Raw genomic sequence first — 12,871 nt, forward strand, 5'->3', positions numbered from 1 at the left:
CAACGCTCACGCCGCGCCTGCCGGTGCCGGGAGCGGGTGCCGCCCCTCCTGAGCGTTGAACTCGGGTGTCGTGAACGTAGGACTCTCGCGCCCTGAGCGTTGGACTCTCGCGGTTAGTAGAGGGTGCGGTGGAGGGTGCGGAGGAGGAGGTGGTAGGCGTCGCCGGTCAGGGCGTTGCGGGACAGGGCGGCGCGGGCGGCGTTGGCGCCGGCGGCGCCGTGCACGCCGCCACCAGGGTGGGCCGACGCCGAGGTCAGGTAGAGGCGGTCGATCGGGGTGTCGGCACGGCCCAGTCCGGGGGTGGGGCGGAAGACCAGCTGCTGGTGGATGGCGGCCGTGCCGGAGTTGATCGAACCGCCGACCAGGCTCGGGTTGCGGGCCTCCAGGTCGGCCGGGCCGTGGACCACGCGGGCACGGATCAGGTCGCGGAACCCCGGCGCGTGCTGCTCGACCAGCTGCTCGATCCGGTCGGCACGGCGGCGCAAGCGGTCGGGGGACCACCGCTCACCCCGCGGCACGTGCGTGTACGCCCAAGCGGTCTCCGTGCCCGCCGGTGACCGGGTCGGGTCGGTCGTCGTCATCTGCCCCATGATCACGAACGGCGTGCGCGGCACCCGGCCGCACGCGATCTCCGTGCTGGACATGGCCAACCCGTTGAAGTCCCCTCCCAAGTGGACGGTCCCCGCACCGCGCGCCGAAGCCGCCGTCCACGGCACGGCCCCGTTCAACGCCCAGTCCACCTTGATCGTCGCGTCGTCCCACTCGAACGACGCCAGGTCCGACACCAACCGCGCCGGCAGGTGCTCCTCCCCGACCAACCCGAGGTACAACGCCGGCGCGGGCACGTCCGCCAGCACCGCCTTCCGCGCCCGCACGTACCCACCGGCCGCGTCACGCACCCCCAACGCGCGCCCACCGGCCACCACCACCCCCGACACCGGCCGGCCGCACTCCACCACACCACCCAGCCGCCGCACCAACGCCTGCGTCAACGCACCGGCACCACCCTCCGGCACCGGGTAGCCCACGTCCTGCCCGAGCATCGACAGCAACCACCCGAACGCCGCCCCACCCGCCTGGTCCGGCCCCAGGTCGGTGTGCATCGCGTTGCCCGCCAACAACAACGGCGCGCCCTCACCCGAGAACCGCTCGTCCCCGAACGCCCGCACCGACTGCACGAACGACCGCGCGAACCGCAACACCTCGCCCGCCCCCAGCGCACCGAGCAACCCGGCACCGGCCCGCACCGGCGGGAACGGCCGCATCAACGCCTCGATCAACTCCGACCGGACCCGCTGCCACCGCGCGAACTCCGCCCGCCACGCGTCGCCGTCACCCGCGCCGAACGCCTCCACCGACGCGGCGGTCCGGTCCACGTCCTGCGACAGCACCGCGGCCCGGTCGTCCGGGAACACGTGCGCCAGCACCTCCGGCGCCCGCCGCCACCGCAACCCGTGCCGGGCCAGGTCCAACCCGGCGATCACCGGCGACGCCGCACCCAGCGGGTAGAACGCGCTGAACAGGTCGTGCCGGAACCCGGGCTCGGTCAACTCGGCCGTGCGCACCGCGCCGCCGGGCTCGTCGGCGGCCTCCAGCACCAGCACGTCCCACCCGGCGTCGGCCAGCAGGTTCGCCGCCACCAACCCGTTGGGCCCCGATCCGATGACCACCGCGTCCACGACATCGCTCAACGCACGTCTCCCTGGCTCTGATGCACCGGCCTACCCGAACCCAACCCGCGCCACCGCCCCGCACCACGCGGCGCGAGCGGACCCCACGTGCCGCGTCCTTCCGCGACAGCCGCCACGAACGCCGTCAACGCCTCCCGCGGCTCGTGCACCGGCGACCACCCCAACGCCCGCAGCCGCGTGCAGTCCACAAGGGACGCCTGATCGGCCAACCGCAACCAACCGGGGTGCACGGGCTGCAACCCGAGCCGCCACGTCGGCCAGGCCGCCGCGCGCACCACCGCCAACGGGACCGGCACGCGGAACCCGCCGAACACCGCCGCCAACTCGCGCGCGCTCAACGGCGGGTCCGCGGCGACGTTGAACGGACCGAGCGCACCCCGCGCCAAAATCAACTGGATCGCCCGTGCCACGTCGTGCGCGTGCACGACCTGCGCCCGCAGCCCGGGCCACAACGGCACCGGCAGCCACCGCCGACCCAGCACCGCGGGCGGGATCAACGGGCTGAGCACCCACCGTTCCAGCTCCGCGCCCGCGTCCGGCTGCACGATCGCGCAAGGCCGCACCACCGACACCCCGCGACGCCCGAGCAGCACGCGTTCCAGCTCGGCCTTCTGGGCGCTGTAGGCGCTGCCCGGCACCCCGCCGCACGGCCAGTCCTCGGTCACCGGCCGGGACGCCGGCGTGTACGCCGCGACCGACGACGCGACCACGACGTGCCGCACGCCCGCACGTTCCGCCGCACGCAGCACGTGCGCGCTACCGGTGATGTTGGTGCGCCGCATGTCGGGTTCACCCGGCGTGGGCTGTATCGCCCACGCCAGGTGCACCACCGCGTCCGCCCCGGCGAACGCCCTGCTCAACACCACTTCGGCGGCCGGCGCACCGAGGTCGCAACTCACCCACCCGGGTGAACCGACCGGTATCCGCCGCGCGACGCCGACCACCGAGTCGCCCGCGTCGGCGAGCACCCGGCGCAGGGCCGTCCCAACGTTGCCGCTGGCACCCGTGACGACGACCCTCATGGCCAGCCGGGTACCCCTATCGGCCGCCGCCAAGCCCCGCGCGCCGCAGCGCCTCGGCCATCGCGCCGTTCGCCGGCGGGCGCTCCTGCTGACGAGGCTTCCCGCCGCCACCACCGCCACCGCGCTGCCCGCCGCGTTGACCCCCACCGCGCCTGCCGTCGTCGCCCCGGCCGTCGCGCTGCTGCTCACGGGGCGGCTTGCGACCCGGCTCGTCCTCCAGCCGCAGCGTCAACCCGATCCGCTTGCGCGGGATGTCGACCTCCAGCACCTTCACCCGCACCACGTCACCGGACTTCACCACGTCCCGCGGGTCCTTGACGTAGGTGTTGGACAGCGCCGAGATGTGCACCAGGCCGTCCTGGTGCACGCCGATGTCCACGAACGCGCCGAACGCGGCCACGTTGGTCACCACGCCCTCCAGCACCATGCCGGGCTTGAGGTCGGCGATCTTCTCCACCCCGTCGGCGAACGTGGCGGTCTTGAACGCCGGTCGCGGGTCGCGGCCGGGCTTCTCCAGCTCGCGCAGGATGTCGGTCACGGTCGGCAGGCCGAAGGTGTCGTCCACGAAGTCCTGCGGCCGCAGCGACTTCAGCACCGCGGTGTTGCCGATCAGCTGCTCCGAGCCCGCGCGCTCCTGCATCCGGCGCACCACCGGGTAGGCCTCGGGGTGCACGGCCGAGCCGTCCAGCGGGTCGTCGCCGTTGGGGATGCGCAGGAAGCCCGCGCACTGCTCGAACGCCTTCGGGCCCAGCCGCGCCACGTCCTTCAACGCACGCCGCGAGCGGAACGGGCCGTTGCCGTCACGGTGCAGCACGATGTTCTCGGCCAGGCCCGCGGTGATGCCCGAGACCCGGGTCAGCAGCGGCACGGACGCGGTGTTCAGGTCGACGCCGACCGCGTTCACGCAGTCCTCGACCACCGCGTCCAACGACTTCGACAGCTTCGCCTCGGACAGGTCGTGCTGGTACTGGCCGACGCCGATCGACTTCGGGTCGATCTTCACCAGCTCGGCCAGCGGGTCCTGCAACCGGCGGGCGATGGACACCGCGCCGCGCAGCGACACGTCCATCCCGGGCAGCTCGGCCGAGGCGAACGCGGACGCCGAGTACACCGACGCGCCCGCCTCCGACACCACGGCCTTGGTCAGCTTCAGCTCGGGGTGCCGCTTGAGCAGGTCGACGGCCAGCTTGTCGGTCTCCCGCGACGCGGTGCCGTTGCCGATCGCGATCAGCTCGACGGAGTGCTTGGCCGCCAGCACGGCCAGCTTGGCGATCGACTCGTCCCACCGGTTCGCGGGCACGTGCGGGTAGATCACGTCGGTGTCGACGACCTTGCCGGTCGCGTCCACCACGGCCACCTTCACCCCGGTCCGGAACCCGGGGTCCAGGCCCATCGTGGCGCGCGTGCCCGCGGGCGCGGCCAGCAGCAGGTCGCGCAGGTTCGACGCGAACACCTTCACGGCCTCGTCCTCGGCGAACGCCCGCAGCCGCGACCGCAGGTCGATGCCCAGGTGCACCAGGATCCGGGTCCGCCACGCCCAGCGGACGGTGTCGCCCAGCCACCGGTCGGCCGGTCGGCCCTGGTCGTCCACGCCGAACCGGGACGCGATGCGCGCCTCGTAGCCGGTGGGCTCGTCCTCGTCGGCCGGGTCGAACTGGAGGTCGAGCACCTCTTCCTTCTCACCGCGCAGCAGCGCGAGGATGCGGTGCGAGGGCAGCTTGGTGAACGGCTCGGAGAAGTCGAAGTAGTCGGAGAACTTCGCCCCGTCCTCCTCCTTGCCCTCCCTGACCTTGGACGCGACCCGCCCCTGGGTCCACATGCGCTCGCGCAGCTCACCGATGAGGTCGCCGTCCTCGCCGAACCGCTCGACCAGGATCGCCCGCGCGCCCTGCAACGCGGCGGCGACGTCGGCGACCTCCTCGGTCACGAACGCCTTCGCCACCTCCTGCGGGTCCTGCGTCGGGTCGTCCAGCAGGCCGTCGGCGAGCGGTTCGAGGCCCTGCTCGCGCGCGATCTGCGCCTTGGTCCGCCGCTTCGGCTTGTAGGGCAGGTACAGGTCCTCCAGCCGGGCCTTGGAGTCGGCGGCCAGGATCGAGGCCTCCAGCGCCTCGTCCAGCTTGCCCTGCGACCGGATGGATTCGAGCACAGCCGCCCGGCGTTCCTCCAACTCGCGCAGGTAGCCCAGCCGCTCCTCCAGGGTGCGGAGCTGGGTGTCGTCGAGCGCGCCGGTCGCTTCCTTGCGGTAGCGGGCGATGAAGGGAACGGTGGAACCACCGTCGAGCAGGTCGACGGCGGCGCTGACCTGCCCGGCCCGCACCCCGAGCTCGTCGGCGATCCTCTGGTGAATGGCTGTGGTCACAGCGAGCCATTGTGCCCTGCCCGCCGAGCCACGTTCGGGCACCCCGACCCCGGCGAGCCCGGTCCGACGCCACGGGGGCGCGGCGGGCTCGCCGCCGTTCGCGGTCACGGCACCAGCGTGGTGAGCACCGCGACGTCCGACTCGTCGTGCGGCAGGTACTTGACCCGGACCACCATGCCGCGCTGCACCTGCGGGATCGCCGCCGGGGGCAGCTTCTTGTCCTGCGTCACGTCGAACGTGGTGCCGCCCGGGCGGGTCACGCGCAGGCTCAGGCGCAACGCCGACCGGCCGTCGGGGAGCTGTCCGACCGGGATCATGTCCAGCACGATGGCACTGGCGTCCACGCCCTGCTCGGCGATGCGCAGCTGGTGCGGGGTCATGAAACCCTTGGCCACCTGCACGCGATCGAGGGCGGCTTGCAGCTCGTGCGGCGGGGCGTCGGTGGCCAGCACCGCGCGGCCGTCCGGCAGGTAGCGGACCGGCAGGACCGCGCCCGGTTGCACGACGGACAGCTCGGTGATGTCCACGACCTGCCGCGCGGTGGCCGGGAACGTGCGGCCGTCCGCGGTGTCGACCTGCAGCCGGATGTCCAGTTGCGGCTGGTCGTTGACGCTCAGACCGGTCCGCGCGACACCGACGACCGTGCCCATGCCGATCGGGGCGCCCCGGAACGCCTTGGGCACGCCGCCGGTGAGCGCGGCCAGGCCACCGCCGAAGACCTTGTCCAGCGAGAACAGGGTCGGCACGACGAACAGCAGGAGGATCGGGCCGACCAGCCATCCGTTCAGCCAGTCGAGGGCGTCGTCGCCCGCCAGCCCGCCCGCGAGCCAGGCGGCGGTGAGGGCGAGTCCGGCGGTGAGGCCGAGCCAGGTGATCACCTTCATGGTGTTGTCCTTTCGAGGGGAGGGTTCGAGCGGGACGGTCAGCGGTGGGAACCGAAGAAGTCGGCCAGGCCGACGTCGAGGGGCACGACCCGGCCGTCACCGCGGGCCGCGGCGAGCAACTCGCCCGCCGCGACCGCCGTGACGCCGTCGGGCCCGACGAGGGCCCGTTCGACCCGGGAGTCGACCGCCAACGTGGCGGTGACCTGCCCTGTGGCCAGCGAGACCAGGCTCAACGCGACGCCGGGGTCGTTCACCGAGCGCTGGTGCTCGACCAGCACGTGCCCGGTGGCGGCGGCGACCGCGGTCACGCCGTCGACCACCAGCCGGGCGCCCTGGAACGCGGTCGTGCCCACCGGGATCTCCCGGCCGTCGGCCGTGACCCGGACCAGCACGCCGCCCGGCGCGCCACCCGGCGCCTGCCGCAGCACGACTCGCTCGGTCCCGGCGTTCAAGGTGGCCTCGACACCGGTCGCGCTGGTCGGGGCGCCGGGGCCGCGCTGGACCGAGAGCCGATCGGACCAGGTCGCGGCGGTCTGCCGGTCGACCGGCGTGGCCACCACCTCGTCCAGCCCGACCGCCAACACCCCTCCGGTGGCGGTCATGGCCATCACGCGGCGGTTGTCCGGGTCGTAGGCGTAGGCGGTCCGCACCGAGGCGAACGCGTTGCCGAGGCCCTGGACCCCCGCTCCCTCGGCGACCACGGCCCCGTCGGCCAGCGCGACCACGACGAGCCCCGAGTCGGTGGCCAGGTAGGCGTAGTGCTGACCGGCGGCCAGCACCGACGCCTCCCAGAGCAGCCCTTCGGCCAGGTGCGTGTCCCACAGCACCTCGCCGGTGGCCGGGTCGGTGGCCGCGAGCCGCACCTGGAACAGGTCCTGCGTCATCATCTGGAACATGCCGCGCACGCCGTGCCGCGAGTAGGGCGCCAGCACCACGTCCCGCCCGTCGATCTCGGCGAACGCGAACCCGGCCTGCACCTCGACCTCCGGCTCCGGCGAGACCGCGTAGGACCCGCCGAAGATCAGCAGGGCGATCAGGACCGGTGGGAAGAGCAACAGCGGCAGGAGGCGACGGCGAGGAGTCGGAGTCTCGTAGGGCGGCAACGGCGAGTACTGCGACGGTGTCTGGTACATCGGTTCCCCCGTTCGGTGGTGATGGGAGGAGCTTCGGCCGCAAACCTCGCCTACCGGTCCCAGGAACCGGGTGCGCGAGTCCGCCACCAGCGGTGATCCGGTTCGTCTAGGCTCGGGCCGGTGAGCACCGCCCGAGCCGCCGCGGCGACGCTTCCGCGCGGCTCGCTGGTCGCGCGGGCGTGGGCCGGGCTGGGTGACGCGGTCGCGCCGCTGAGCAACCCGGCGGGTCGCCCGCTGACCCGCACGGTGAAGCTGATCCTCGACCCGCTCGTCCTGCGACCCGTGCTCAACCCGGAGTTCGCCGCGGGCGCGGTCGCCGCCGAGCACGCCGACGCCCTGGTGTCCCGCATCGCCGACGCCGGTCCGGTGCTGGCCGCGACCGCGAGCTGGTTCGTGGTGCTGAAGAAGGAACGCCGGCGCCGGTGGATCACCGACGGCAACCCGCAGGACCTCTACTTCCAACGCTGCTTCGAGTTGGCGACGGCGCACGGCGAACCCGGCCCGGACGCCGCCGACGTCGCCGCGGCCGTGCTGGAGGAGGTCCACGAGCGGGAAGGGCCGACCGTCGCCGCGCTGCGCGACCACCTGACCGACCCGGTCAACGCGGGTGAGCTGACCGAGTTGCTGGAGGTGACGTGGGCCGCTGCCCGGCCGTTCGCACCCGCCTCGTCCGCTGCCGCCTCGTCCGCGCCGACGGCGACCGCCCGGTTCCTGGCCACCTGTGCCGTCACGCCCGACCGCGATCTGTTCCACGCGCTGGTCACGGGCCTGGCCGGCACCGCGGGCGCGACCGACCACGATCGGCCGGGCGTGGCGCTGGCCCAAGGGCTGACCGCGCGTGACGTGCCCGCACGACCTGAGCTCGGGCGTGCCGCGTCGAAGGCGAACCTGCCCAGGCCGTTCGACCGGTCGATCCTGGAACGCCTGTTCGCGCCCCTGACCAACGCGTTCCAGCGGGCCGGGCTGGCGGACGTGCCTACGTTGGTGCGCCGGGAGATCACCCGCTCGGCCGAGCCGTGGCAGCTCGCCGACGAGGAGAGCCGCTTGGTCCTGGTCATGGGCCGCGACGCGTCGGCCGACCTCGCCGGCGCGTCCGCGGGTCAGCCGGGTTCCGCCGCGGCCAGGTTGCGGTCGAGGTGGGAACGCGAGGCGTACGTGCACCGCGTGCTCAGGATGTCGACGGCCGTGCCGCCGGAGGTGCGCGCGGACGTGCGCGGCGTGCGCGAGGCGTACCTGAGGCGGCTGTGGGTCCGCCTGCACGGTCGCGAGCTGCGCCGCGAGACCGTGACGTTCGACCAGGTCTGGGACGTGCTGGACGGCGTGCTGCGGTCGGTGATCCTGGACCAGCGCGACCGGTTGCGCTCGGTGCTGGAGCGGGAGGCGGTGGCATGAGGGTGGCGCGCGGTACCGACATCGTCGTCGGCGACTGGCCCACGTCGCCCGAGGTGGCGGCCCTGCTTGAGTGCTCGGGTGCCCTGCTCGCGTGGGACGTCCTGGCCGACGACGCCCTGCCCGCCGCACGTGTGCACGACCCGGAACGTGCGTCCGAGTGGCTCTGGGAGGTGTACGGCGAGGCGGCGGACGGGATCCTCGGCGGTGCCGCGGAGGTGGAGGTGCCCGGTCCCGGTGATGGGCGGGTCCGCGACGCGTGCCGTCGGGCGGCACAGCTGAACTGGGCGGAGGCGTGGTGGCCCGCGTCGGTGACGGCGGGCGTGCCGCCACTGGACCCCGTTCTGCTGCACGCGGAACTCGTCGTCGCCTTGTCCACTGTGGAGCACTTGCTGGACGATCCGGACGGGGTCGAGCGGGCGCTGCGGTCGGCCGTGTCCCTCGACGTGCCGACGTCCGATCCCGACGTGGGCGCGTTGGCCGAGCAGGTCATCGCGCTGGCCGAGGACTACGGAGTGGCGTTGGCGCCGGCCGAGGTGCCGAGCCGGGCCGGGTTCGCCCTGGCCGCCGGGGGCGTCGGCCCCGGCGGCACGACGGCCCTGACCGGCACGTCCACAGTGGACTGGACGTTGGTGCCGCACGGTGCGGTGGACGCCGCCGCGCCCGCCAGGTGGGCCGTCGTGCGGCGGCGGGGGAGCACGGTGCTGGAGGTTTCCGTCGTCCCCGGCCCGAGGCCCGGCGCCCGGTTGGCGGCCCGGTTCGACCTGGTCGAGGTGGCGCTGGACGGTGTCGACGAGGCGGGCTGGATCACCGGGTCCACGCCGGTGTCGGCGGCGGTGCTGCTGCTGCCACCGCAGCGGCGCGTGCTGACGGTGTACGCACCGGACTTCGCCGACCCGGCCGCACTCGACCCGACCGCACCCGACCCGGGCGCCGAACCGCGTCGTGCCGCGATCATCTCCTACGCCCGGTCCAGGACCACCTCGCCGGCCGCGACCCTCACCGAGCGGAGGGCGCGGTGAGCGACTGGTCGGAGCTGAACGACGAAGGCGTCCGGCTCGCCGGCTCCGGTGACGTGGTCGGCGCGCGGGCGGCGCTCGAAGCGGCACTCGCCGCGTCGTCCCCGGACGACCGGGCGCGGGTCCTGGTGAACCTGGCGCACGTGGTCGACCTGTCGGGTGAACGGCAGCACGCCGCGGACCTGCTGACCGAGGCGATCGCGACGGTGACGGGGCCGCTCAAGGCCGTGGCCATCGCGTCCCGCGCGGACCTGCTGCCGTGGCTGGACCGGTGGGACGAGGCGTGGCGGGACGTCGAGGCGGCGCTGGCGGAGGCCGAGCCCGCGCAGCAGGTGGTGCTCCGCAACACCCGTGTCGGGCTGCTGATGATGGCGGGCCGCCTCGCGGAGGCGGAGGCGGAAGCCGCCGATGCGGTCGGCCTGGCCGCGCGGCACGCGCCGGAGTACCTGGAGAACCTGTACACCAACCTGGCGCTCCTCGCCGACGAGGCCGGCGACGAGCGGCGTGCGGCGATGTACCGGGTGCTGTCCGACAATCCGGGCGGGCAACCGCTCGGCCCCCGATGGCGGCGGTTCGTGGAACTGAACGCCGAGGGCGCGGTGCTGCTGGCGGCAGGCGACAGAACCGCCGCCAAGGCGGCCTTCGAAGCCGCCTACCGTGAAACCCTCACCCGAACCGAGCCTGCTCTGCCCGCCCGACCAGAGTCCGACGAGGACGACGTGGAGGCTCTGGTGTGCCGCGCCGGCGCCGCGGGCAACCTCGCGGGAGTCGCCGACCACCCCCAGGACGCCGCGCGCTGGAGCACCGAAGCGATCGAGGCGGCAAGGGCCGCGTCGGCGGTCGTCGGTGACGCCCACGGCTCGGCTGCGGTCCTGGTGAACGCGTTGGTGTCCCGTGCCGCGGCGCACCACTCGCAGACGCGGCTGCCCGAAGCGCTGGCGGACCTGGACGAGGCCATCGGCATCGTGACGGCGGCCGAGGGCGGCGAGTCGTCCGAGGCCACCGTCCGCGCCACCCGCGCCCGCGTGCTCGCCACCGGCGGGTGGTTCGCCGAGGCGGTCGACGAAGCGCGGATCGCCCTGGACCTCGCCTACTCGGCCGCGCCCGAGCTGGCCGCGTCCGTCCACCTCACCGCGGCCGAGATCACCAGCGCGACCGGCGACCTGCCCGGCGCCACCGAACACCTCGCCCTGGCCCGCGACCTCAGCGCGGCCACCGGTGACGTCGCAGGCGTTGCGACCGCCCTGCTCAGCTCCGCACGCCTGGCCTACCTGGCCTCGGACGGCGACCGCGCCGACGCGCTGTACGACGAAGCGGAAGCCCTGCTCGCCGACGACCCCCGCCGCCTTGCGGCGTGCCTGCACGGTCGTGCGGCCGTCGCCGTCCTGCGCGGCCGACCACGAGAAGCCCTCGCGTTGTCGGACCGCGCCCTCACACTGCTCGAAACGGCGTCCCCGCTGGAAACGTTGGCGTTGCACCAGGTGCGCGGATCAGCCTTGGAGTCGGCCCAGGACTTCGTCGCGGCCGAGTCCTGCTACGCCGAGGCGGCCGAGGTGTGCGAGTCAGCCGGGCTGTGGCACGTCGCGCTGGGCATGGCGTGGTGGCGCGCGGACGCCCTGGTGCGCAGGGCCGCGGCGGTGACCGGCGACGAACGCCACCAGCTCAGCCGCAGGGCGCTGGACCTCGCGCTACCCGCCGCACTGGCGTCGGAAGCCGTGCGGCAGCGGTTCGCGCACGGCCCCCTGCGGGAACGCTGGGTTGCCCTGGCCTGCGCACCCGCCACCCGCTCGGCGTTCCTCGCCATCCGGGCGGTGCAGGACACGAACCTGGCCGCCGAGTACGTCGACCACATCGCGGGCGCGGTGTCGTTGCACGCCGAAGGCGCCATCCCCATCGCACTGGAACGCGGTGAGCTGGTGATGTTGCCCCAGCCCCAGCCCCAGCCCCAGCCCGCCGCGGACCACCTGCCCCACGCCGCCGTCGGCCTCGCCACGGGCACCGACCCCGCCTTCCCCGTCACCGGCTTCGAGCTGCCACCGAGGGTCCGGGTCGACCCGACCGAGCGAACCGCGCTGGACGCCTGGATCGACCTGGCCGAGCAGCGCTACGGCTTCCCGGTGCGATCGGAACGGGCGGTGGCGTCGTGGTGACCGTGCAGCTCAAACTCGTGGACGCGGGCGACCTCTACGTGTCGTGGCGGTGGGAGCACGAACCAGCCGAACCGCGCGTCGTGGTCGTGCCGCGCGAACTCGTGCAGGGCACGCTGGACGAGTGGGCCGCCGCCGTGCCGTCGCCGTTGCCGGGGGAGACCTCCGACGAGGCCCTGCGACGCTCGCTCACCCACGGCCCACTGGTCGACCACGAACGTGAACTGGACCTGGCGACCCGGATGGCACGGGCGCTGATCCCGCACCGGCTGGCCGTCGAGCTGAACTCCTTCCTCACCCGGGGCCTCCGCCCGCACCTGCGCGTGCAGCCGTCCCCGTCGACCGCCCTGGTGCCCTGGGAAGCGCTGCGGATCGACGAACGCCGACGCGCGGTGCACGACACCACCATCTCCGTGCTGCCACCCGCCACGGTCGGCAACGCCGAAACCCGCCACGTGACCCCGTTCGATCCACAAGGGACGGTCGTCGGCGTGCTGGACCCCGTCGTGCCGGGGTTCGCCGACAACTCCGGCCTGGGTTCCGTCCTGGGCCACCCCACCCCGGAACTGGCCGCGCTCGGCGGTGGCGTGCGCCGCGACGACATCGACCGCGACCACCTCGAACGAGCCCTGGCGACCGCCTCGCGCCTGCTGTACGTCGGCCACGTCACCACCGGCGACCACGGGCTGGACGCACGCCTGCACCTGTCCTGCACCGCCGGCACCACGGGCCGGGCCGCACCGCTCGGCGCGCACCGGCCCCTGACCGCCGCCGACATCGTGCTGGGCCACCGGCCGGGTCCGGTGCGCCCGTGGCGGATACCCGCCCGGGTGGCCCTGGTGGCGTGCGAGAGCGGCGGCGACGTCCGGTTCGCGGAACCGTCCGGGCTGGTCACGGCCATGGTGCACGGCGGCGCGGAGCACGTGACGGCGACGAGGTGGACGCTGCCGACCGACGAGGGGTTGCGCCGACTGGTCCCCGGCTTCCCGCCGACCCCCGTCCTCGCACCCACCGTGCTGGCCATCGACGCCGCCCACCGCGCCGACGACCCGGTGACCGCGCTCAACGACTGGCAACGCGCCGCCGCCGGCCGGTGGGAGGACACGGGCGACCCGACCTGCTCGCCGCTGGTGTGGGCCGCGTTCACCACCACCTGGGCGCCACCTCGCCGTCGGGTCGGGAACCGGGCGTCGGGCGGCTCATGACGTCGTCGAGCAAACGGGGGTG

General features: G+C 74.1%; 9 protein-coding genes. 4 read left to right on the plus strand and 5 right to left on the minus strand.

The features are described 5' to 3' along the window. Positions 1-113: 113 nt before the first annotated feature. From ACYVLT_RS14945 to ACYVLT_RS14965, 5 genes are all read right to left on the minus strand, one after another. Positions 114-1,691 (minus strand): phytoene desaturase family protein, encoded by a 1,578-nt coding sequence (locus ACYVLT_RS14945; protein ID WP_461120772.1) that lies wholly within the window; start codon positions 1,689-1,691, stop codon positions 114-116. Beyond that, positions 1,688-2,713, minus strand: coding sequence for an NAD-dependent epimerase/dehydratase family protein (locus ACYVLT_RS14950; protein ID WP_461120773.1), 1,026 nt, complete (start codon positions 2,711-2,713; stop codon positions 1,688-1,690). Before ACYVLT_RS14950 ends, ACYVLT_RS14945 begins: the two co-directional genes overlap by 4 nt. A gap of 16 nt (positions 2,714-2,729) precedes the next feature. Next, the gene (locus ACYVLT_RS14955) at positions 2,730-5,072 is read right to left on the minus strand and encodes a Tex family protein (RefSeq protein ID WP_461120774.1); all 2,343 of its coding nucleotides are present in this window, start codon (positions 5,070-5,072) and stop codon (positions 2,730-2,732) included. Positions 5,073-5,176: 104 nt separating this feature from the next. After that, the gene (locus tag ACYVLT_RS14960; protein WP_461120775.1) at positions 5,177-5,956 is read right to left on the minus strand and encodes a hypothetical protein; all 780 of its coding nucleotides are present in this window, start codon (positions 5,954-5,956) and stop codon (positions 5,177-5,179) included. Between the two features lie 38 nt (positions 5,957-5,994). Next, positions 5,995-7,089: a PA2928 family protein gene (locus ACYVLT_RS14965; protein ID WP_461120776.1), complete on the minus strand. Its 1,095-nt coding sequence runs from the start codon at positions 7,087-7,089 to the stop codon at positions 5,995-5,997. 120 nt (positions 7,090-7,209) lie between these two features. Between ACYVLT_RS14965 and ACYVLT_RS14970 the strand changes: the two genes are divergently transcribed. From ACYVLT_RS14970 to ACYVLT_RS14985, 4 genes are read left to right on the plus strand one after another with little or no spacing between them, the layout of a single operon-like run. Further along, a complete protein-coding gene (locus tag ACYVLT_RS14970; protein ID WP_461120777.1) occupies positions 7,210-8,481 on the plus strand; it encodes an alginate export family protein in 1,272 nt (423 codons plus the stop codon). After that, entirely contained in the window at positions 8,478-9,500 is a 1,023-nt protein-coding gene (locus tag ACYVLT_RS14975) for a hypothetical protein (RefSeq protein ID WP_461120778.1), read from the plus strand. Before ACYVLT_RS14970 ends, ACYVLT_RS14975 begins: the two co-directional genes overlap by 4 nt. Next, a complete protein-coding gene (locus ACYVLT_RS14980; RefSeq protein ID WP_461120779.1) occupies positions 9,497-11,647 on the plus strand; it encodes a hypothetical protein in 2,151 nt (716 codons plus the stop codon). Before ACYVLT_RS14975 ends, ACYVLT_RS14980 begins: the two co-directional genes overlap by 4 nt. Next, a complete protein-coding gene (locus tag ACYVLT_RS14985) occupies positions 11,641-12,849 on the plus strand; it encodes a CHAT domain-containing protein (protein ID WP_461120780.1) in 1,209 nt (402 codons plus the stop codon). Before ACYVLT_RS14980 ends, ACYVLT_RS14985 begins: the two co-directional genes overlap by 7 nt. The last annotated feature ends 22 nt before the right edge of the window (positions 12,850-12,871 follow it).

The organism is Saccharothrix stipae (assembly GCF_054781895.1).